Source organism: Thalassobellus citreus (genome assembly GCF_044385915.1).
GTDB lineage: Bacteria > Bacteroidota > Bacteroidia > Flavobacteriales > Flavobacteriaceae > Thalassobellus > Thalassobellus citreus.
The window spans coordinates 325,116-349,067 of record NZ_JBISCC010000125.1 but is presented as its reverse complement, the minus strand read 5'-3'; the positions used below and the strand labels follow the sequence as shown (position 1 = coordinate 349,067).

The window sequence follows — 23,952 nt, the reverse complement described above, 5'->3', positions numbered from 1 at the left end:
TATAGATGAAGAAATTACTGTTACTAATACTATTCCCTTTCATTTTTAATTGTGCGTCCCAAAAAGAGGCTTACATTTTTACGTCTTTTAGAGAGCCAGCAACCGATGGGTTGTATTTAGCATATAGTGAAGATGGTTACCATTGGAAAGACCTTAAAGGCCCTTATTTAAAACCTGAAGCTGGCGCTAGTAAAATTATGAGAGATCCTTCTATTGTTAGAGGGAAAGATGATACCTATCATATGGTTTGGACAACCGACTGGAAAGGCGGTAATGGTTTTGGGTATGCCAGTTCTAAAGATTTAATACACTGGTCTGAGCAACAATATATTCCTGTAATGGCTCACGAACCAGATGTTGTTAATATTTGGGCACCCGAAATTTTTTATGATGACGAAGCAGATAGATATATTATTATTTGGGCTTCAACCATTCCATTCCGTTTTGAAAAAGGAATAGAAGACGAAAAGAATAATCACCGCATGTATTATGTAACAACCAAAGATTTTAAAACCTTTTCAGATACCAAATTATTTTTAGATCCAGGGTTTAGTGTTATTGATTGTGTTATTGTTAAGCGTGCTAAAAATGATTACGCATTAATTATAAAAGATAATACCAGACCAAATAGAAATTTAAAAGTTGCCTTTGGTAAAACACCATTAGGTCCCTTTGAAAATATTTCTGCACCCTATTCTGGTTTTCTTTCAGAAGGTCCAACCGTGTTACAACAGGATGGGAAATACATCATTTATTATGATAATTATGGTGAGAAGAATTATAAAGCGTTACGTACATCAGATTTTAAAACATTTGAAGATATATCTGCCGACATAAAACTTCCAGAAGGACATAAGCATGGTACAATATCAACTATTTCAGAAGATATTTTAAAAGGATTAATAGAAAAAAGTAAAGAGAAATAATGAATCATTTTCAAAGTATAAAGAAGTGTTTAGTATCAGGGGTTTTAATGTGTTTTGTTTTTTTTACAATAAACGCACAACAAGATACTCTAAAGTATGTTGGAAAAACACTCTCTAATATAGATTATCATCACGGACAATTAAGTCCAGCAGTAGGTGTTCATGCCACTCAAATTATGCGAGCAAGCAGAGAACATCCTGAGAAATCGGATGGTTTCGGTTGGACATACAACCATGCACCAAACATAGCATATTGGAATAATACCTTTTTTGTTCAATATTTAAGCGATCCTGTGGGAGAACATATTCCACCAAGTCAATCGTTTTTGCAAACATCACCAAATGGAGAAAACTGGACGTTTCCAGAGGTTGTTTTTCCTATTTATAACATTCCAGATGGTTATGTAAAAGAAGGTGTTGATGCTGTTGCCAAAAATTTAACAGCTGTTATGCACCAACGTATGAGTTTCTTCACATCTTCGGATAATAGGTTTTTTGCTTTGGCATACTACGGTATTGTTATGAAATTAAAAGACCATCCAAATGATGGAATGGGTGTTGGTCGTGTAATTAGAGAAATTTATAAAGATGGTAGTTTCGGACCTATTTATTTTATTCGTTATAATAAAACATGGGATACTTCAAAATCAGCCTATCCATTTTATACTAAATCTAAAGACAAAGGTTTCAAAAAAGCATGTAAAGAATTACTAGCTAAACCTTTAATGATGCAACAATGGGTTGAGGAAGCCGATAGAGACGATCCTTTAATTCCGCTTAAAAAACAATTCAAAGCCTTTAGTTATTACCATTTACCAAATGGCAATGTTGTTGGTTTATGGAAATATGCTTTAACGTCTATAAGTAGAGATAATGGATTAACCTGGGATTATAAGCCGTTACGCGCACCAGGTTTTGTAAATAATAATGCTAAAATTTGGGGACAAAAAACGTCTGATGGTCGTTTTGCAACTGTTTATAATCCTTCAGAATTCCGTTGGCCTTTGGCGGTTTCTACAAGTGAAGATGGTTTAAATTATAACAACTTATTTTTAGTACATGGCGAAATATCTAGAATACGTTATGGTGGTGCTTATAAATCGCACGGACCACAATATGTACGTGGTATTGTAGAAGGTAATGGTACGCCTCCAGACGGAAAACTATGGGTGACTTATAGTATGAATAAAGAAGACATGTGGGTGGCTTCAATTCCTGTTCCTGTAACAAGTACGGTTGACGACGATGTTAACGATGTTTTTAATACGCTTCCAAATGGCGAAGAATTAAAACTGTGGAATACTTATGATTTATCATGGGCTTCAGCTAAAATTGAAACAAAATCTGGCGATAAATATTTAACACTTCGTGATCAGGATCCGTTTGATTATCCTCGTGTAGAACGTGTTATTCCTTTTGCAGAAAAGATGGAAGCTAGTTTTACAGTGATTCCAGAACAAAATAATCATGGTATGCTACAAGTAGAATTTCAAAATGAAAAAGGCATGCCTACTATCCGATTTATATTTGATTCGGAAGGCAATTTAAAACATAAAGCAGGGTACAGATTAAGAAATATTACGAGTTATGAAGCTGGAAAAACGTATACCATTAAGGTGTCATTAAATGCTAAATCGCGTTCTTATACCTTTAGTGTAAATGGAGGTGAAGACATAAGAGGCATACTTTTTCAACCTGTTGAAGGCATATCTCGAGTTATGTTCCGTACAGGAGAACAACGTCATTACCCAACTGTAGACACGCCAGTTGATACACCAGATTATGACGATGTGCCTTTTACAGGAGCATCTGTTCCTGAAGCTGTTTTTAATATTAAATCACTCATTACAAAAAAGTTGTAAGTTGAAATTTTTAAAATCCATATTACTAAGTATTAGTTTTTGTCTAGCCATAATGGTTAGTGCACAAACATCTGATACTAATTTTAAATCACCTATATCAGAAACAATAAAAAAAATAGAAACCATTTTTAATGTTCGAATAAATGATGATAGAGGGCTATTAAATGATAAGGTTTTAGATTATGCCGATTGGCGAATAGAACAAGGGAATTTAGAAGTATCGTTAGCAAATGTATTGGCGCCTTTTAACTTAAGAACCTTTAAACAAGAAGACGGATCGTATAAAATTAGAAGGTTTAAATACCATAAAGTTTCTGAATCTAAGGCAGAAAAACGATTGGCTTATTTGTCAGATTTATATCAAGATAAAGCTACATGGGAGGCTAGAAAAGCCGAATTGAAGTCTTGTATGATTTCTGCTTTTGGAATTGATAAAGCACCCAAAGCACCAAATTCAAAACCTATTATAACAAAAAAAAGAAGGTATAAAGGCTATAGTGTTGAAAATATTGCGTTAGAAATTTTACCGGGTGTTTATACCACGGGTTCTATTTACAAACCGTATCCATTAAGAAAAAAAGCAGCTGTAATTGTGTCGCCTAATGGTCATTTTGGTGATGGTCGTTATCGCGAAAATGAACAAATACGCTGTGCTATGTTAGCTAAAATGGGCGCTATTGTGGTGAATTATGATTTGTTTGCATGGGGAGAATCTCGTCTTCAATTTCCATCAACCACGCATAGAAATAGTATAGCATCAACCATGCAACTTTTAAGCGGCATGCGTTTGCTAGATTATGTACTAACACTTAAACGTGCCGATGCTACTAGAATAGGTGTTACTGGTGGTTCAGGTGGCGGTTCGCATACTATGTTTTTAGCGGCTTTAGACGATAGATTTAAAGTATCTGTGCCTGTTGTTATGGTATCGGCTAATCATTCTGGCGGTTGTCCGTGCGAAAGTGGCCGTGGTATTCATTTGTGTGGAAACGGAACTAATAATGCAGAGGTCTCAGCAATGGCAGCACCAAAGCCACAGTTAATTATTTCCGATGGTAAAGATTGGACACATGAAGTTCCAGAATTAGAATTCCCTTTTATTCAAAGAACCTATGGGTTTTATGATGAAAAGAGTTTAGCTGAAAATAAGCATCTTGCAGAAGAAGGCCATAATTATGGTGTGTCAAAACGTATGGCGATGTATCCATTTATGGCGAAATATTTAAACTTAGATTTAAACAAAGTGAAAAATAAAAAAGGAGCCATAGACGAATCTACGTGTACTATTGAACCTTATGAAAAGTTATATGTTTTTGGTAATAACGAAGAAAATTTGCCTAAAAACGCATTAAAAGATATTGATAAATTATATGAATTATTTGGAGAGCAAAATTATAAAGAATATGAAGTTAAATAATAACATATATTATAGTTTTATTTTTTTATTCTTTGGATTACAAAGTGTAGTAGCACAGTCTTCATCAGAATTAAAATTGTGGTACGATGAACCAGCAGAGATTTGGAACGAAGCATTGCCATTAGGAAACGGGCGTTTAGGCGCTATGGTTTTTGGAGATCCTGCAGTGGAGCGTTTACAATTAAATGAAGAAACTATTTGGGCAGGTTCGCCTAATAGTAACGCGCATACAAAAGCATTAATAGCGTTGCCAAAGGTGCGTCAGCTTATTTTTGACGGCAAATATAAAGAAGCACAAGATTTAGCAACGTCCGATATTCGTTCGCAAACCAATAATGGCATGCCGTATCAAACCTTTGGAAGTGTGTACCTATCATTTCCAGGGCATCAAAATTACAGTAACTATTACAGAGACTTAAATATTGAAAATGCTACAGCAAAAGTAAAATATGCAGTTGATGGTGTTGAATATACCCGTGAAATTTTAACTGCATTTTCAGATCAAGTTATTGCTGTAAAATTAACAGCAAGTAAACCGGGAAGTATTACTTGTAATGTATTTATGAATAGCCCTTTCGATAAAACAAAGACGACTACGGAAGAAAACCAAGTAACGCTTTCTGGAGTTACAAGTACTATTGAAGGTCAAAAAGGACGCGTGAAGTTTCAAGGACGTTTAGCTGCTAAAAACAGAGGCGGAGATCTTTCAGTACGTAACGGTATTATAAGCATCAATAAAGCAGATGAAGTCACGCTTTATATTTCAATAGCAACAAACTTCAAAAATTATAAAGACATTACCGAAGATTACGTAGCGAAAAGTAAAGCCTTTTTAGATAATGCCATAACGAAGGATTTTGATACGATAAAGAAAAATCACGTGGCATATTATCAAAACTTCTTTAAACGTATGTCTTTAGATTTAGGAACTACAGAAGCTTCAAAAGAAACTACAGATCAACGGATTTTAAAATATTCAAAACAATTCGATCCACAGTTAGCGGCTTTGTATTTTCAATTTGGACGCTATTTACTTATTTCTTGTTCGCAACCAGGAGGGCAACCAGCAAATCTTCAAGGTATATGGAACGATATGTTATTTCCGCCATGGGAAAGTAAATACACGATGAATATTAATGCCGAAATGAATTATTGGCCAGCAGAGTTAACCAATCTTTCTGAAATGCACGAACCTTTTATTCAATTAGCAAAAGAGGTGGCTGAAACAGGAAAAGAAACGGCTAAGATTATGTACAATGCCAGAGGTTGGGTAATGCATCATAATACGGATATTTGGCGTATTACTGGCCCAATAGATATGGCAGCGTCAGGAATGTGGCCAACAGGAGGCGCATGGGTATGTCAAGATTTATGGGAACGTTATTTGTATACAGGTGATGAGACATATTTAAAAGAAATTTACCCTATCATGAAAGGCGCAGCGACCTTCTTTTTAGATTTCATGATTCCAGAACCAGAAACAGGTTACTTAGTCGTAGTGCCTTCAAATTCACCTGAAAACACACATGCTGGTGAAGATGGGAAATCAACTATTACAGCAGGTACGACTATGGATAATCAATTGGTTTTCGATTTGTTTACCAATGTCATGAACGCTTCAAAAATATTAAGTACAGATAACGCTTTCGTGGAAGAATTAAATACGGCACTTTCTAAAATGTCGCCAATGCGTATTGGTAAACACGGTCAGCTTCAAGAATGGATGAAAGATTGGGACGATCCAGAAGATCATCACAGACATGTATCACATTTATATGGCTTGTTTCCTAGTAATCAAATTTCAGCATTTAAAACACCAAAATTATTTGAAGCAGCAAAAACGTCTTTAAAGTTTAGAGGCGACGAATCTACAGGTTGGTCTATGGGTTGGAAAGTTAATTTATGGGCTAGATTGTTAGATGGCGATCATGCATATAAATTATTGCAAGATCAATTACATTTAGTAACTGCAAAGCAGCGAAAAGGTGGTGGAACTTACCCAAATATGTTAGATGCACATCAACCATTTCAAATAGATGGTAATTTTGGTTGTACGGCGGGAATTGCAGAAATGTTAATGCAAAGTCAGGAAGGTGCGATCCATTTATTACCCGCCTTACCAAGTTTTTGGAAAGAGGGTGCTATTAATGGTTTGGTTTCTAGAGGTGGTTTTCAAATTGATATGACATGGAAAAACAATAAAGTGTCTGAGCTTAAAATAACAGCAAAAAGAGATGGTAATTGCAGATTGCGTTTAGCAAGCAAAATAAAAGGAAGTAATATTAAAAAAGCGAAAGGTAAAAATTCAAATGCTTTGTTTTTTGATGTTGAAGTAAAAGCACCAATTATTTCTGATAAAGCAAAAATTGAAAAACTGAAACTTCCAAAGTATTATGAATACGATGTGAAAATGAAAGCTGGAAAAACATATGTTTTTTACGGGTGTTAAATATATAAAAGTAGACTAAATGAAATTTAGAATAGTATTAGTTGCAATTATTATAGCAAGTTTTACAGGTTGTGAAAAATCATCATCAGAAAAAGCAGGTTATGTTTTAGATGTTGAAAATTATAAGCATTATGTTGATTATTTCAACACAATGGAAGATGAGAATATTGCTAAGGCTGTACCTAATGATAGTGCTTGGTCTTGGATAAAAACAAACATCCCGTTGTTTGATTGTCCGCAACAAAACTTTGAAGAAATGTATTATTTCAGATGGTGGAGTTTACGCAAACATATTACCAATACACCACAAGGATTCGCAATAACGGAGTTTTTGGTAGATCGCTCCTATGCCGATAAATACAATTTAATAGCCTGTGCTTTAGGACACCATATAAATGAATTTAGATGGGTGCATAATCCAGAATATATTGAGCAAAACGTGCATTTATGGTATCGAGGAAATGATGGAAAACCAATGGAACGGTTGCATAAGTTTAGTAGTTGGACAGCCGATGCTTTATACAATCGTTATTTAGTAAATAAAGACGCTTCTTATTTGTTAGACATGTATCCAGATTTAGTAAGCGATTATGCGCTTTGGGAAGATGAAAGACAAAGACCTGATGGATTGTTTTGGCAAATTGATGTTAAAGATGGTATGGAAGAATCCTTAAGTGGCGGGCGTCATGTACAAAACGTGCGACCAACCATTAATAGTTATATGTATGCCAACGCAAAAGCCTTAGCAACTATGGCTAATATGCAAAATGATACTGATAAATCAACTTATTTTGAAGCAAAAGCCGATACACTTAAACGTTTAGTTGAGGCAAAATTATGGAATAAAGATGCTGAGTTTTTTGAAACCTTAACTGAGAAAGATACCTCATCTAACGTTAGAGAAGCTATTGGTTTTATTCCGTGGTGTTTTAATTTACCAACAGAAAATAAAGGTTTTGAAAAAGCTTGGGGACAAGTAAAAGATGAAAAAGGTTTTGCAGCTCCTTTTGGTTTAACAACAGCAGAGCGTAGAAGTCCGCGCTTTAGAAGTCACGGTACAGGAACTTGTGAATGGGATGGAGCTGTTTGGCCATTTGCTACATCACAAACCTTAACAGCTATGGCTAATGTGTTGAATAATTATAAACAGCATGTCGTTTCAGAAGATGATTATTTTAAACAAATGAATTTGTATGTAGAGTCTCAATATTATCGCGGACGTCCATATATAGGTGAATATTTAGATGAAACTACAGGCTATTGGCTTATGGGAGATAGAGAGCGAAGTCGTTATTACAATCATTCTACATTCAACGATTTAATGATAACTGGCTTGGTGGGTTTACGTCCTAGAGCAGATGATAAAATAGAAGTAAATCCGTTAATTCCTCAAGATAAATGGGATTGGTTTTGTTTAGATAATGTCTTGTATCACGGAGATATAGTGACTATTATTTGGGATAAAACAGGTGAAAAATATAATAAAGGAAAAGGTTTTAAGGTTTTTAGAAATGGTCAAGAAATAGCTGCTTCGGAAAAACTTGAAAAATTAATTTCAGAATAAACTATAAAAATGAATAAAAATCCTGCAAGGTTTTGAAACCTTGTAGGTGTAAAATTCAATGAAAACAACGTTACAATATTTAGTTATACTTCTTTTTTCATTTTCTGCAATAGCTCAAAATGACATGAAGTTGCATGATCTTCAATGTGAAATGTTAACCAATCCTTTAGGGATAGATGTTTTACAACCCAGATTGAGTTGGCAGTTTCAAACAAATAATACTGAGGTTGAACAAATAGCATATCAAATTTTAGTAGCATCAACATCTGAAAAGTTAGAAAACAATGATGCTGATTTATGGGATAGTGGAAAGGTGCAAAGTGAAGCGTCTATCAATATTATGTATTCAGGAGAAGCATTAGGTAGTAGAGATGAAGCATACTGGAAGGTGAAAATTTGGACCAATAAAGGGGAAACGAATTGGAGTGAATCGGCACATTGGAGTATGGGTATTTTAACCTATTCAGAATGGAAATCTACAAGATGGATTGGGTATAACGAACTTTTTCCTGGAGACAGTATAAGTCAGTTTTCAAAATTATCGGCACGATATATTAGAAAGCAAATTGATTTAGAAAAGAAAGTAAAAAAAGCCAAAGTATATATTATGGGCATGGGCTTGTATGAACTATATATCAATGGCGAAAAAATTGGTAATCAAGTTTTAGCACCAGTTCCTACCGATTATACAAAAAATGTAAAGTACAATGTATTTGACGTTACCTCTCAATTACAACAAGGTGAAAATGTTATAGGAACTATTTTAGGAAACGGACGCTTTTTTGCCATGCGACAAGAATATAAGCCTTATAAAATTAAAAGTTTCGGCTTGCCAAAAATGGCAATGCAATTAGTTGTTGAATATGAAGATGGCACCAAACAAACCATAAAAACAGACCAATCGTGGAAGTTTTCTCCAAATGGTCCTATTAGAGCTAATAATGAATACGATGGCGAAACATACGATGCGCGTAAAGAAATACCAAATTGGAATAAGGTTGGTTTTGATGATAGCGATTGGAAGAACTTAATTTGGGTACAAGAACCAGGAGGGTTTCCAGAAGCCCAAATGACACCTAATATTAAGGTGATGGATGAGGTAAAACCTATATCTATAACTCCAACCAAAAACGGGACTTATATTTTAGATATGGGTCAGAATATGGTTGGATGGTTACAGCTTAAGGTTAAAGGAAATAGAGGCGACAAAATTACTATGAAATTTGCCGAATCTTTAAAAGAGGACGGATCGCTTTATATTGCTAATTTAAGAGATGCTCGCGTTACAGATACTTATATTTTAAAAGGTGAAGGTGAAGAAATTTGGGAACCTAAATTTATATATCATGGGTTCCGATTTGTTGAAATATCAGGTTTTAACTATAAACCGACATTAGATAATTTTTTAGGAAAAGTAGTTTACGATAATATAAAAACGACGGGTTCATTTGAATGTTCAAACCCTACAATGAATCAAATTTTTAAGAATGCCTATTGGGGTATTCGAGGAAATTATAAGGGCATGCCAATTGATTGTCCGCAACGTAATGAGCGTCAGCCATGGTTAGGAGATAGAACAACTGGTGCTTATGGCGAAAGTTTTCTATTCGATAACCAAACGTTGTATGCAAAATGGTTAGACGATATTAAGTTTTCTCAAACTTTAGATGGTGGTATTCCAGATGTAGCGCCAGCTTTTTGGCGTTATTATGGTGATGGTGTAACTTGGCAAGGGGCTTACATTAAAGTTGCTGAAATGTTATATCAACAATTTGGTGATGAAAAAGTTATAAAAGATCATTATCCGTTTATGAAAAAATGGGTCTTGTACATGGAGAAAAGCTATTTGAAGAATGATTTAATGACTAAGGACAAATATGGCGATTGGTGTGTGCCACCAGAATCATTAGAAATTATTCGTTCTAAAGATCCAAACCGTTTAACGGATGGCGAAGTATTATCAAGTGCGTTTTATTATCATTTATTGCAAATCATGAAAAAATTTTCAACGATCTCAGGAGCAGATAAATCAGATGCTATTTACTATAATGATTTAGCTAATCGTGTTAAAAAAGCATTTAATGCTAAATATTTTCATCCAGAAACTTATAGTTATGCAAACAATACAGTAACGGCTAATGTGCTGCCTTTAGCGTTTGATATGGTGCCAGATAATCTTCAGGATAAAGTGTTTCAAAACATGGTGCATCAAGTTGAGGTTGTTAAACAAGGTCATGTAAGTACAGGTGTTGTTGGAATTCAGTTTTTAATGCGAACGTTGACGGATTTTGGTAGAGGTGATTTAGCATACAAACTAGCATCAAATAAAACCTATCCAAGTTGGGGGTATATGGTTGAAAATGGAGCTACTACTATTTGGGAGTTATGGAATGGTAATACAGCAAATCCAAAAATGAACTCTCAAAATCATGTGATGCTTTTAGGTGATTTAATGATTTGGTATTACGAGAATATGGCTGGAATAAAAAGCAGCTCTAAATATCCTGGATTTAAACAAATTATAATGAAACCAGATTTTGAAGCAGGTTTAACCTATGTAAATGCGTCGTATAAATCTAGTCACGGATTAATAAAAAGTCATTGGAAGAAAAAGAAAAACAGATTAGAGTGGGAAATCACGGTTCCTGCAAATACCAGTGCGCTTGTTTATTTACCAACCGAAGTTGCTTCAAAAGTAAAAGTGAATAACGAAAAGTTAGAGAACACTTCTAAAACAATAAAAATAGAAGATGGTAAATTAGTTGTTGAGTTAAAATCAGGAAATTATACCATAAACGTAAACTAAATTTATAAAATTAATTATAAAACATATGAAATTGAGAACCATTCAAGTTGTATTAATACTTTTTACGAGTGTCCTTTTAGGAAGCTGTAAACAACCTGAGGAAAAGAAAATAGCATTACAAGACAAAACATGGAGAGAAGGTGTTTTGGTTGATGAGTTTATTAATAATAATGCACCATATCCATCGTGTCATGCCGCTACAATAGTTGAAACAACTAATGGCGAATTAGTAGCATCATGGTTTGGAGGCACAAAAGAACGTAATCCAGATGTTGGTATTTGGGTAAGTAAACTTAAAAATGGAAAATGGACAGAAGCAAAAGAAGTTGTAAATGGCGTACAAAATGATACATTGAGATACCCAACTTGGAATCCTGTGTTGTATCAAATTCCGCATGGCGATTTATTATTGTTTTATAAAGTAGGACCACATCCATCTACTTGGTGGGGTATGTTAATGCGATCGTCTGATGATGGAGAAACATGGTCTGCACCAGAAAAATTACCAGAAGGTTATTTAGGACCTATAAAAAACAAACCTGTTTTATTAGAAGATGAAACCCTTTTATTACCATCGAGTGTAGAAGGTAATGGTTGGAACTTACGTTTAGAATCTACTCCAGATTTTGGAAAAACTTGGCATGTAGCAGATACAATTCCTAAAGGGGAAAATAAAATAAATGCCATTCAACCAAGCATTCTTTTTCATGAAAACGGAAAATTACAACAAATAGGAAGGACTAGAAATAGAAAATTGTTTAGTACTTGGTCTGAAGATCATGGTAAAACATGGTCAGATTTAGAATTACTAAACATGCCAAATAACAGTTCAGGAACAGATGCTGTTACTATGAAAAACGGACAGCACGTATTAATTTATAATCATGTTTGGCCTGCAGAAGGCACTACAAAAAGTTATAGAAGTCCGTTGAATATTGCCATATCAAACGATGGTGTTAATTGGGAGGCGTCATTAGTGTTAGAAGATTCAAAAATTAGTCAATACTCATATCCAGCAATTATTCAAGGATCAGATGGTATGTTACATTGTGTGTATACGTGGCGTAGACAAAAGATTAAGTATGTAAAAATAGACCCATCTAAATTGGTGTCTTTTCCAATAAAAGATGGCGTTTGGCCAGGACCAACTAAAGAACGTTATAAAGTGGCGGTTTGCGATTGGATGATTTTAAAACGTCAGAAATTAGGATCTTTTGAACGTGCCAAAGAAGTTGGTGCCGATGGTATTGAAATGGATATGGGCGGTTTAGGGAATCGTGAAACATTCGATAGTAAATTTGTAAATGGCGATACAGCAAGCGTAAGAGTTTTTAAACAAAAATCAGCCAAAACAGGTGTTGGTATTAGTTCTATTGCCATGTCTGGGTTTTATGCGCAGTCTTTTGCTAAACGTGAAACCTATAAAAAAATGGTTTCAGATTGTATTGAAGTTATGAAAACATTCAATGTGCAAGTGGCTTATTTACCTTTAGGAACGCAGGGAGACTTGGTTAAAAATCCTGAATTAAGACCTGCTATTGTAGAGCGTTTACGTTGGGCAGCTAAAGAAGTCGAAAAAGTGAATGGTGTCATAGCTATTGAGACATCCTTATCGGCAGCCGAAGAGAAAAAGTTGTTAGAAGAAATTAGAAATAAGAATATAAAAATTTCATTCAATTTCGCCAATGCAATTAAAAATGGTCGCGATATTTCTAAAGAATTAAAAACATTAGGGCGTGATAATATTGGAGAAATTCATGCCACAAATACCGATGGCGTTTGGATTGAAAATGATAAAGCCATCGATTTACCAAAAATTAAAGAAACCTTAGATAAAATGCATTGGAAAGGCTGGCTTATTGTTGAGCGTTCTAGAGATACCACACAAGTGCACAATGTAAAAGCAAATTACAGTGCTAATGTGGCGTATCTTAAAAAAGTGTTTAAAGGCGAGTAGAAAAAGAATAAAATTTGTTTTAGGTTATTTATAACTAATGAAGTACATAAATTACATAGTTGTTCTAGTGTTTGTTACTTTGCTTTCATGCGGAAGTGAAAGTGAATACGCGGTACGTAAAACAATATCTTTAAATACAGATTGGCAAACTATTATGTTGGATAGTTTAAATCAATCTGAAAGTGATTTTGTTAAGAATCTAAAAACAGATAAAGATTGGAAACCAGTTTCGGTACCACATAATTGGGATCAATATTATGGCTTTCGCCGAATGAAACATGGTAATTTACACGGTACAGCATGGTATTATAAAACTTTAAAATTAGATAAAGTAGATACAGAAAAACAACACTTTCTGTTTTTTGAAGGTGTTGGTTCCTATGCAACGGTTTGGGTTAATGGCAAGCAAGTAGGGGAGCATAAAGGCGGAAGAACAACTTTTACTTTAGATATCACTGAAGCTATAAGTTTTAATACTGAAAATAGTATTGTTGTTAAAGCGTATCATCCTGCTTTTATTGCCGATTTACCTTGGGTTTGTGGTGGCTGTTCTGGAGAATGGGGCTTTTCTGAAGGCTCACAACCTATGGGCATTTTTAGACCTGTATCCTTAGTTGTTACAGATCAATTGAGAATAGAACCCTTTGGTGTTCATATTTGGAACGATGATACAACAAACAAAGAAAAAGCCATTCTTAATATTACTACCGAAGTAAAAAATTATAGCCAATCACCTAAAAACATCACGGTTGAAAATGCTTTATTAGATGAAGCAGGTACAGAAGTTGTTTCAGTAAAAACAGAGATTCAAAATGTTTTAAATTTAAATGAAATAAAACAAACATTACCAGAGGTTTTGAATCCGAAATTATGGTCGCCAGAACAACCATATTTATACCAACTTTCAACTAAGATTTACGAAAACGGAAACCTTATTGACGAATTGACAACCCCTTACGGCATCCGTTGGGTAAGTTGGCCAATTAACAGAACAGGAAATGATAAACGCTTTTTTATAAATGACAAACCTGTATTTATCAATGGTACTTGCGAATACGAACATCTTATAGGAAAGAGCCATTCATTTTCAGATACCGAAATAAAAACACGAGTAGCACAAGTTAAATCAGCTGGTTATAATGCGTTTAGAGAAGGACATCAGCCACATAATTTAAAATATCAAGAGCACTTAGATGAAGCAGGTATTTTATTCTGGAGTCAGTTTTCTGCTCATATTTGGTATGATACGTCCGAATTTAAAGCCAATTTTAAAACTTTATTGCGAGAATGGATTAAAGAACGCCGAAATAATCCATCGGTTATAATGTGGGGTTTACAAAACGAAAGTACCATTCCAATAGCCTTTGCAGAAGAATGCACGCAAATTATTCGTGAACTCGATCCAACATCAGTAAAACAACGTCCGGTAACCACTTGTAATGGAGGAGAAGGCACCGATTGGAATGTGATACAAAATTGGTCAGGAACCTATGGAGGCGATCCTTTTAATTATGATGTTGAACTTTCGGAAAAACTATTAAACGGCGAATACGGCGCATGGCGTTCGGCAGATTTACATACCGAAGGTGAATTTAATCAAAAAGGCGCATTAAGTGAAAATCGATTTTCACAGCTTATGGAGATAAAAGTACGTGAAGCCGAATCGGTTAAAGATAGTGTTGTTGGGCAATACCATTGGTTATTATATTCTCATGAAAACCCAGGGCGCACACAAAATGGTGAAGGTTGTAGAGATATTGATAAAGTAGGTCCTGTAAACTATAAAGGTGTTTTTACTATTTGGGGAGAACCTTTGGATGCTTTTTATATGTACAGAGCAAATTATGTGTCAAAGGAAGAAAGTCCTATGGTGTATGTGGTTTCGCATTCGTGGCCAAATCGTTGGAATTCTATTGGTGTAAAAAGTGGTATCGATGTGTATTCTAATTGTGATGAAGTTGAGTTGTTTAACGATGTGAATCATCAATCGTTAGGTAAACTTAAAAATCCAGGTTTAGGTCATCATTTTCAATGGAATAATGTCGATATAAAATACAATGTATTGTATGCTGTTGGTTATGTTAAAGGGGAAGCAGTTGCTAAAGATTATATTGTTTTAAACAACTTGCCAAAAGCCCCTCATTTTAATGATTTAATAGAAGAATCTGATGATGTTTTAAAGTCAGAAGAAAATTTAAATTACCTGTATCGTGTTAATAGTGGCGGTGATGATTATAAAGATTCTTATGGAAATACATGGTTAGCTGATGTACATAAAACAGATGCTAAAACTTGGGGATCTTTATCATGGACAGATGATTTTAATGATTTACCTGCCTTTTATGCAAGCCAGCGTCAAACTTACGATCCTATAAAAAATACTAAAGATTGGGAATTGTTTCAAAGCTTCAGATATGGTGCAGATAAACTGAAATATGAATTTCCAGCAGCGGAAGGCGATTATCAAGTCGAACTCTATTTTATAGAACCTTGGTATGGAGCTGGTGGCGGTATGAATTGCAAAGATTGGCGCGTTTTTGATGTTGCTATAAATGACGAAGTGGTTTTAAAAGATTTTGATGTTTGGGAAGAAGTAGGGCATGATTCAGCAATAAAAAAGACCTTTAAAGCAAAGAGTAAAAACGGAAAAATAACAATTTCATTTCCAAATATAGGGTCTGGGCAAGCGGTTATTTCGGCAATTGCCATTGCTACAAAAGATAAAGACAAAAAGCCAGCAAAAGCATCATCAAAAAATATTTTAGAAGTAGATGCTAATGTGCCGTTTGAAATTGGTTCATGGTTAAGTGAAAACCAAAAACAATATCAAGATTTAAATATTAGCTTCACAAAATTACCTTCAGAATTGCATGGAGCTGATTATATTCGGTTTTCAAATTCAGATAAAAATGATGTTTCAGGAGCCTTTACTTCTAAAGAAAATGCCAATGTTTATGCAATGATAGATTCAAAAACAAAGAACATATCTTTATGGTATAATGATTTCGAAAAAATAAATGATACGGTTGTTAATTCGGCAGGTTTAAAATTTAATGTGTTTAAAAAAGAAGTTGAAAAAGGTGAAAAAGTAGCCTTTGGAAAGCATGATAATGCTATGTATTCCATAGCAGTTGTTCCAACATATTCCATGGAAGAACAAGATAATCGAACCATTCTTAAACTAGAAGCTGAAGATGCAAAAACCACAGGAAAAGGCATTAAAAAAGCGTTTTTTAAGAAAAGTGATTATGTTGAGTTTACCGAAAACACAGAAAACAGTATCACATTTACCGTAAATCCAGGAGTCGCTAACATTTATTTGATGCGTTATCGATTTATGAATATGAATGATAACCCCGTAAAAGTGCGTCTAAAAATTGAAGATGCGAACGGTATATTATTGAGAAATGATGATATAGAATTTCCTATAAAGAATAAAAAATGGAAAGTTTTAAATACCACTTCTGGCGGATTTATTAATGCAGGGACGTATAAAATTACATTAGAGTCTAACAATATGAAAGGATTACGATTAGAATCCTTTGAGTTTCAATAAAGATATTAATGAATAATTTTAACTATTTTTATTAGTTTTAAAATCTATGGCTTTATAAAAAGAATAAAATTTAAACATTTTAATATAGTTTAATGAACCTTATTTTTGAAGAAATAAAAAAAGGAAATCGTCAAGTTTATCGAAATTTTTTCAATAAAAATTATGAGGATTTGGTAATTTATGCTAATGGTTATCTTTTTGATAAGCCAGCTAGTGAAGATGTGGTTCAAGAGGTGTTTATTTATATTTGGGAGAAATCTCATAAAATTGAAATAGAGTCTTCTTTGCATGGTTATATGTATACTATGGTAAGAAACCGATGTTTAAACTTTTTGAAATCTTTAAAAATTACAGATAATTTTAATGCACTAGAATTTAATGTTAATTTAATTACCGAGCATGTTTTTGATTCAGCTTCAGAAGAAAATAAAAAAATAGTATATCATCAAATACTCAAAATAGTTGATACACTACCACATAGAATGCAGCAGGTGGTGAAATTAAAATTTCTACATAATTATAAATATAATGAAATAGCTCAAGAATTAGGCGTGTCTGTTAATACCGTTAAGACACAATTAAAGCGTGCTAAATTGAAGATTACCGAACTTGTAACTTCAATATTAATACTCTTAGAATTGTATCAATAGAAACTATTTTGTTTGCTATTTTAACTCAATTGTTTGTTATTTTAATATTTTTTTTCTGTTTTTGTCACCCAAATTCTATTCTTTTTGTCTTTACTATAAAAGATTTAAATAGAATCAAGTAAAATGGAGTTTAAATTAATTATAAAAAAACTTAACAAAACAATTTCTCCAAATGAAGAATTGGTTTTTAAAGCTTGGTATGAAGAAAAAAAAGAGCATAAACAATTCTTTGATAAAGTAAAGGCTAATTATAATAAAGATACTCTTTCTATTGATATTGAAAAAGCTTGGAATAAGATAGCTAATAGAATAGATAATTCAAAACCACGTAAAATATATTGGAAGGTTGGAGTGGCTTCAGTTATAACAGTGTCATTAACATTAGGTTATTTTTTCAAAAACACTATATCAACTAATACAACAGATAATAGTCCAACTATTGTAAAAGAGAATATTATTCTACCAGGTACAGATAAAGCTGTACTAACATTAGATGATGGTTCACAAATTGCTTTAGAAAAAGGAGCTTCTTTTCAAAACAAAAACATAAATAGTAATGGAGAACGCTTAATTTATAATAAAAATGAGGAAAATGAAGATTCAAAAATCGTTTATAATTATTTAACAATTCCAAGAGGAGGCCAATTCTTTGTAAAACTTTCTGATGGAACTCAAGTATGGTTAAATTCTGAATCTCAGTTAAAGTTTCCGGTAAATTTTAAAAAAGGTAAAGCAAGAAAAGTAGAGCTAGTTTATGGAGAAGCCTATTTTGATGTATCGCCAAGTTCAAATCATAAAGGAGATGGTTTTAAAGTTTATAATAATAAACAAGAGATACACGTATTGGGTACTGAGTTTAATTTAAAAGCTTATAAAGACGAAGCTAACATATATACAACATTGGTAGAGGGTAAAGTAACCTTGAGTTATGAAGATAAGAAACTAAGCCTGTTGCCAAATCAGCAATCAAATATTAATACAGAAAACAATCAAGTATTTACTAAAACCGTTGATGTTTATAATGAAATATCTTGGAAAAATGGTGTTTTTAGTTTTAAAGGGAAACCTCTAAAAGAAATTATGAAAACAGTATCGAGATGGTATGATGTAGATGTGATTTTTGAAAATAAAGAGCTTGAAAATATAACATTTAAAGGCGTACTTGGAAAAAATCAAAAATTTGAAGAAATTTTAATGACTATAAAAACTTTAAGTATTCTAGAAGATTATGAAATAAATAACAAGAGAATAATTTTAAAGTAGTATGGTGGTTGTTTTATAAATTAAATATGGCTGTTTTAATATAATTAACCATCAAAATAATCAATAAATACAACTAAACTAAAGTATAACTAAACACAGAAATATATGTAAAAAAAACAAACAAAACTATTTAAGAAAAAAGGAAAGGGAACAGAGTTTACACCGTGGAAAGTAATAGACTTCATCCCCTTTGTAATTATTAATTATTTAACTAACTAATAACAGAACAAATTTATGGAAATTAAATTTAAAAACGTTCTTTCTTTATTTAGAAAGAGAATACTTTTATTTATTATGAGAACATTGGTTTTCTTATGTTGTTTAACGGTTTTCGGTTTTACACCAGATAATGTATTATCACAAAATTCTAAAGTAAAAATTGAGATTAGCAATAGCTTAACCGTCGATGAGGTATTTGATCTTATTATGGAGCAAACAGACTATAAGTTTATTTATCAAGAAGGTGTTTTTAAGGATTTACCAAAGATAAAGGTGAAAAAAGGAGTTATATCTGCGAATAAACTATTGAATAAAAGTTTGTCAAGTGGTAATTTCAATGTAGTGCTTTCTTCAGATAACACCATTCTTGTTGAAGAAATGAAAACGACAATAAATAAGGTACAAGGTGTTCGAATATCTGGTACTGTTACAGATAATGCTGGTCAGCCATTACTAGGAGCTAATATTCTTGAAAAAGGTACGACAAATGGAACTCAAACTAATTTTGATGGAGAATTTACTATAGAAGTTACTAGCAAAAATGCTGTTTTAATTATTTCTTACGTAGGCTATAAATCAAAAGAAGTTTTAGTTGATAATTTAACAGATTTATCAATTGTTTTAGACGAAGATACCGCAAGTTTAGATGAAGTTCTTATCGTTGGATATGGTACTCAGAAAAAAATAAACTTAACTGGTGCTGTGGATGAGGTTTCCGGAAACATACTTATTCAAAGACCAGCCACTAATTCAGCAAACTTATTACAAGGACGTATTTCTGGTGTAGATGTTATTCAGCCTAGTGCTGAACCAGGGCAAAATAATCCTACAATACAAATTAGAGGTTTAGGTTCTTTTGGAGGAAGTAATGACCCATTGATTTTAATTGACGGAGCTGCTGGTTCTCTTTCTAATTTGTCGCCAGACATGATTGAAAACGTAACAGTTTTGAAAGACGCGGCTTCTTCAGCAATTTATGGAGCTAGAGCTGCAAACGGAGTTATTTTAGTTACTACTAAAAAAGGGAAAAAAGGAAAGCCTGTTGTTAGTTATAGAGGAAATTTTTCTGTGCAGACACCAACAGCACTTCCTAATTTTGTTGATAATTCGGCTGAGTATATGACAATGTTCAATACTGCTTATGATCGCTCGAATCCAGGGCAGATTTATTATCCGGAATCGGAAATTGAGAAGTACCGAAATGGAACCTATCCATGGAACTTTAACTCAGTAGATTATTGGTTTAAGAATGCTACTGTACAAAATCATAATGTCTCTTTATCAGGAGGAGGAGAAAAGAGTGTTTATAATTTTTCACTATCAGCTTTAACTCAAGATGCTATGGCACCTGGCTATAAGTATAACCGTTATAATGGATTATTTAATTATTCTATTGATGTTAATGATTGGTTTACTATGAGTACTTCTTTTAATTTAACAAGTACTGAAGATACTCGACCACCAATGATGAACTTATTTGTGCCAATGTATATATATGCTACTTCCCCGCTCAGTCCACCATATCTTCCAGATGGTCGTGTTGCTGGAGAAGCTTATGTAGGTGAGCAAGCGGTTCAATACAGACAGTCTCCTCAGGAGGTTTTTGATTTAATAGGAAGCCAGTTTTTTAATACCAATAATTTAAATGCACATATGAATTTTGTAGTTAAGCCCTTAAAAGGATTGACTTGGAATACAAAATTTGCTATTAACTATCAGTATAGATATTTTAAAATGCATCAGAAAGATTATAAAACATATTTTTGGCATAATATAGATATTTTCCCAGATGATGGTATAGACGTTCTTCCCAATAATCAAAATTTTGATGCTAAAGGAGCAGAAGTTCCTGGTGTGACTGATGAACATATGACAGAATTTACACCTACTGTTTTTTCAACTTTATCATATGATACTACATTAGATGATGATCATAATATATCGGCTATGGCTGGTTTTGAGCAGGTAAGTTTTAGACGTAGAATATTGAGAGCTAACAGGCCAAGTTCTGTAGCTCCACATCTTACTGATTTACAAGGGTATTCGACTGAAGGTGAAAAATTGTATAATACACATTTTAGATTGGCCGCTTTAGAGAGACCTGAAGAATGGGGTATTCGATCATTTTTTGGTCGTGTAGCATATAATTACCAAGAAAAATATCTCTTTGAGGCTAACTTGAGATATGACGGAACCTCAAAAGTATCTCCAGATTACAGATGGGGGTTATTCCCTTCAGCATCTGCTGGTTGGGTAGTATCAAAAGAAAAATTTATCAAAGATAAAATTGATTGGCTTGATCATTTTAAAATTAGAGCTTCTTACGGTAAGTTAGGAAATCAAAACATTGGTTCATATTTATATCAAAATAACTTATCGATTAGCTCAGGTTATTCTTTTGATGAAGGATATGCGCAAGGAGCTCAACTTACAAGTTTTAGAGACCAAAGTTTACAATGGGAAACAACAGAAATGACAGATATTGGTATTGATATCAAAATAAAAAATTCTTTGTTTGGGGTTTCTTTTGATTATTTTAACAAAAACACATACGATATCCTTGCTTCGGTTCAAATTCCTAGTAGTTCAGGACTTGGTAGTCCAACTGTTAATAATGGAAAAATGAATAATAAAGGTTTCGAATTAGAATTAACTCATGTCAACAATATAGGAGATGAGTTTTTCTATGATGTAAACTTTATGCTTACCAAGTATAAGAATGAAGTTATTTCTATTTATTCTCCTAGAATAGGGGCGACAATTAGAGATGTAGGTCTTCCTTATGACCAATTTAATTTGTGGGTTTGGGACGGTGTTTTTCAAGAGTCAGATATTACAAGTGGAAACTATCCAACACATGAAAGAAACGTCAATCCAAGAGCAGGTGATTTGAAAATGAAAGATGTCGATGGTGATGGAGATGTTGATGGAGATGATAGGGTTCCAATAAGCGGAAGATATCCTGATTTTAATTATTCTTTTGGGTTTAATTTTAAATATAAGAACTTTGGACTTAATATGTTCTTTCAAGGCGTTGAAGGAAGAAAAGCACATTTACCATATTGGACTCCAAATTCTCCTTTTGGTTCTGGTATACCTCCAATCAAAGATTGGCGAAATGCATGGACTCCAGATAATCCTACTAACAGTATGCCGGCATTGCATATAGATGGTTATTCAGGTGTTTCTGCTTATGCAAATTCTACTTATTTTTTACATGATACATCATATTTGAGGTTGAAAAATGTAATGCTTTCTTATAATGTGCCCGAGTCAATTTCTAAAAAGATTGGAGCTCAGGACTTAACAGTGTATGTCTCTGGTGATAATCTTATTACATGGACTGATTTTAAAAATCAAGACCCAGAAAGACACCTTTCTAGTTTTTCAACTGTTTTCTTGAGTTGGCCTCAAGCTAGAATGTTTAATGTTGGTTTGAATGTTAAATTTTAAATTGAAATGATGATTATGAAAATAAATAATAAAATATCGAAAGGGATTATTAATGTTATTTTAGTAATAATAACATTTTCTTGTAATGAAGATTTTTTAGAAAAGAATCCGTTAGATAGTTTGTCAAGTGAGACTTTCTGGCAAACTGAAGAGCAAGTTATAACAGGTTTAGCTGGAGTATATGCGAATTTAACAGAAAATTTTTTAGGATATGAGAGGGTTTATTTTGAATGTCTTTCTGATAATGCCTCTAATGCAATAACAAATTTTGAACAGCAAAATCTTTATGAAATGACTATTGGAGCGCTTAATGCAGGTTCTGGAGAAGCGCTAGAAAATATGTATAAGCAACCGTATAAGGTTATAACTGCATCTAATTATTTTCTTGATAATGCAGATAATGCACTTGCGGATCCTCTTTTAACTGAAAGTGAACTAAATATATATAAGGCTGAAGTTAGGTTTTTAAGGGCTTTGGCTTATTTTGATATTGTGCAATTATGGGGTGATGCACCTCTATACACCACGTTTCCTAAAAGCCTTAAAGACATACAAGTACCTAAAAGTAATGCTTCGGAAATTTATCAAGTGATTGAGGATGATTTGAATTTTGCTATTTCAAATTTACCAGACATTACATATTCCGGTCACGCTGTAAAAGGAAGTGCTCAAGGATTATTAGGAAAGGTATTACTAACCCAAGAAAAATGGGCTGATGCGGCAGATGTATTGAAAACTTTGATTGACGACGGAAAATTTCAATTAGCTAATAGTTATAAAGATATTTTTCTTAGAGGTGGTCAATCAGATCCTGGTGTAAACCGTGAGATATTGTTTTCAACTAAATATAGTGCTATTGATGTGCATAGAATAAGCCCGGTTCAAGCAGGTTTATATCTAGAATTGGGCCAGCAATATTACATACAACCCTTTGCTGATTTAGCAGATGCCTATCAAATGAGTAATGGGGAAGATCCAAGCTCAACTTCTTTGCCTTCTGCTAATTATGCTAATAGAGATCCTAGGTTAGATATGACTGTAAAATTGCCAGGAGAGTCTTGGCCTAATGATGTTCCTCTTTTTTCTTCTTTTACAGGTTTTGTAATGGAAAAGTACGTGGATCTTAATTTATTACCATTAACTCCAGACGATGCTTTTGAATCATATAATGACTTAGTATATTTAAGATATGCAGATGTGCTTTTAATGTATTCTGAAGCTAAAAATGAGGTTAGTGGTCCTGATGAGTCTGTTTATAAAGCTTTAGATGATGTGCGTGGTCGAACAGGTGTGAATATGCCAGCTGTAGATCAAGGAATTTATTCTGATCAAAGTTCTCTGAGAGAATTTATAAGAAATGAAAGAAGGGTTGAACTTGCTTTGGAAGGTCATCGTTATTTCGATCTTAAGCGTTGGAAAATTGCTAAATCTAAATTAGATGGTATGCCAACTACAAATGGAAATGTCATGGTTTTTAAAGATTACAATTACAAGTTTCCATTCTCACAGTCTGAATTAGATGCTAATCCTGAGCTTGATCAAAATGAAGGGTATTTAACAGGTAGTAATTAACTATAAATTTATACCAAAACAGTATTTATAGAGTACAACTCTGATTATTTATGCTAGTTTTTTAGAGTTAGTTTAATTGTTTAATTTTATAAAATCGTCCGGAAACTTAAAAAGTTAGAATCCGGACGATTCTTTTTTTAAGATTAGTGATTTATAATATTTTTAATTGTGACAAGCTTGCTTATTAATTAATAAAAAAATAAATTAAACTTAATTATTTAAACTAGTTAGTTTAATAGAAGCATAAGTGATTTGCTG

Annotated in this window: 12 protein-coding genes; all 12 read left to right on the top strand. The window is 33.2% G+C overall.

Translation table 11 applies throughout. From position 1 onward, the window contains the following. Positions 1–5 precede the first annotated feature (5 nt). The 12 genes from ACH5TX_RS11910 to ACH5TX_RS11855 all read left to right on the top strand — a co-directional run bounded on the left by ACH5TX_RS11910 (position 6) and on the right by ACH5TX_RS11855 (position 23,694). A complete protein-coding gene (locus ACH5TX_RS11910; RefSeq protein WP_439339723.1) occupies positions 6–926 on the top strand; it encodes a glycoside hydrolase family 43 protein in 921 nt (306 codons plus the stop codon). Then, complete coding sequence (locus tag ACH5TX_RS11905; protein ID WP_439339722.1) at positions 926–2,788, top strand: exo-alpha-sialidase; 1,863 nt, start codon at positions 926–928, stop codon at positions 2,786–2,788. Before ACH5TX_RS11910 ends, ACH5TX_RS11905 begins: the two co-directional genes overlap by 1 nt. 1 nt (position 2,789) lies before the next feature. Further along, positions 2,790–4,205: an alpha/beta hydrolase family protein gene (locus ACH5TX_RS11900; RefSeq protein WP_439339721.1), complete on the top strand. Its 1,416-nt coding sequence runs from the start codon at positions 2,790–2,792 to the stop codon at positions 4,203–4,205. Continuing rightward, a complete protein-coding gene (locus tag ACH5TX_RS11895; RefSeq protein ID WP_439339720.1) occupies positions 4,192–6,654 on the top strand; it encodes a glycoside hydrolase family 95 protein in 2,463 nt (820 codons plus the stop codon). Before ACH5TX_RS11900 ends, ACH5TX_RS11895 begins: the two co-directional genes overlap by 14 nt. Positions 6,655–6,673: 19 nt before the next feature. Next, positions 6,674–8,218: an MGH1-like glycoside hydrolase domain-containing protein gene (locus ACH5TX_RS11890; protein ID WP_439339719.1), complete on the top strand. Its 1,545-nt coding sequence runs from the start codon at positions 6,674–6,676 to the stop codon at positions 8,216–8,218. Between the two features lie 58 nt (positions 8,219–8,276). Then, positions 8,277–11,024 carry a glycoside hydrolase family 78 protein gene (locus tag ACH5TX_RS11885; RefSeq protein WP_439339718.1) on the top strand — a complete coding sequence of 916 codons (2,748 nt, stop codon included), beginning with the start codon at positions 8,277–8,279 and terminating at the stop codon, positions 11,022–11,024. Positions 11,025–11,049: 25 nt separating this feature from the next. Then, complete coding sequence (locus ACH5TX_RS11880; protein WP_439339717.1) at positions 11,050–12,981, top strand: exo-alpha-sialidase; 1,932 nt, start codon at positions 11,050–11,052, stop codon at positions 12,979–12,981. Positions 12,982–13,018: 37 nt separating this feature from the next. After that, positions 13,019–16,537, top strand: a complete 3,519-nt coding sequence (locus ACH5TX_RS11875) for a malectin domain-containing carbohydrate-binding protein (RefSeq protein ID WP_439339716.1) — start codon at positions 13,019–13,021, stop codon at positions 16,535–16,537. Between the two features lie 92 nt (positions 16,538–16,629). After that, positions 16,630–17,187: an RNA polymerase sigma factor gene (locus ACH5TX_RS11870; protein WP_439339715.1), complete on the top strand. Its 558-nt coding sequence runs from the start codon at positions 16,630–16,632 to the stop codon at positions 17,185–17,187. Between the two features lie 123 nt (positions 17,188–17,310). Beyond that, a complete protein-coding gene (locus ACH5TX_RS11865; protein WP_439339714.1) occupies positions 17,311–18,450 on the top strand; it encodes a FecR family protein in 1,140 nt (379 codons plus the stop codon). Positions 18,451–18,684: 234 nt separating this feature from the next. Beyond that, the gene (locus tag ACH5TX_RS11860) at positions 18,685–22,122 is read left to right on the top strand and encodes a SusC/RagA family TonB-linked outer membrane protein (protein WP_439339713.1); all 3,438 of its coding nucleotides are present in this window, start codon (positions 18,685–18,687) and stop codon (positions 22,120–22,122) included. Positions 22,123–22,137: 15 nt separating this feature from the next. Next, a complete protein-coding gene (locus ACH5TX_RS11855; RefSeq protein WP_439339712.1) occupies positions 22,138–23,694 on the top strand; it encodes a RagB/SusD family nutrient uptake outer membrane protein in 1,557 nt (518 codons plus the stop codon). The last annotated feature ends 258 nt before the right edge of the window (positions 23,695–23,952 follow it).

What these genes read in the sequence shown, in the direction of transcription:
- ACH5TX_RS11910 (WP_439339723.1), top strand. Translation starts at nt 6, where the DNA reads ATGAAGAAATTACTGTTACTAATACTATTCCCTTTCATTTTTAATTGT.
- ACH5TX_RS11905 (WP_439339722.1), top strand. Translation starts at nt 926, where the DNA reads ATGAATCATTTTCAAAGTATAAAGAAGTGTTTAGTATCAGGGGTTTTA.
- ACH5TX_RS11895 (WP_439339720.1), top strand. Translation starts at nt 4,192, where the DNA reads ATGAAGTTAAATAATAACATATATTATAGTTTTATTTTTTTATTCTTT.
- ACH5TX_RS11890 (WP_439339719.1), top strand. Translation starts at nt 6,674, where the DNA reads ATGAAATTTAGAATAGTATTAGTTGCAATTATTATAGCAAGTTTTACA.
- ACH5TX_RS11885 (WP_439339718.1), top strand. Translation starts at nt 8,277, where the DNA reads ATGAAAACAACGTTACAATATTTAGTTATACTTCTTTTTTCATTTTCT.
- ACH5TX_RS11880 (WP_439339717.1), top strand. Translation starts at nt 11,050, where the DNA reads ATGAAATTGAGAACCATTCAAGTTGTATTAATACTTTTTACGAGTGTC.
- ACH5TX_RS11875 (WP_439339716.1), top strand. Translation starts at nt 13,019, where the DNA reads ATGAAGTACATAAATTACATAGTTGTTCTAGTGTTTGTTACTTTGCTT.
- ACH5TX_RS11870 (WP_439339715.1), top strand. Translation starts at nt 16,630, where the DNA reads ATGAACCTTATTTTTGAAGAAATAAAAAAAGGAAATCGTCAAGTTTAT.
- ACH5TX_RS11865 (WP_439339714.1), top strand. Translation starts at nt 17,311, where the DNA reads ATGGAGTTTAAATTAATTATAAAAAAACTTAACAAAACAATTTCTCCA.
- ACH5TX_RS11860 (WP_439339713.1), top strand. Translation starts at nt 18,685, where the DNA reads ATGGAAATTAAATTTAAAAACGTTCTTTCTTTATTTAGAAAGAGAATA.
- ACH5TX_RS11855 (WP_439339712.1), top strand. Translation starts at nt 22,138, where the DNA reads ATGAAAATAAATAATAAAATATCGAAAGGGATTATTAATGTTATTTTA.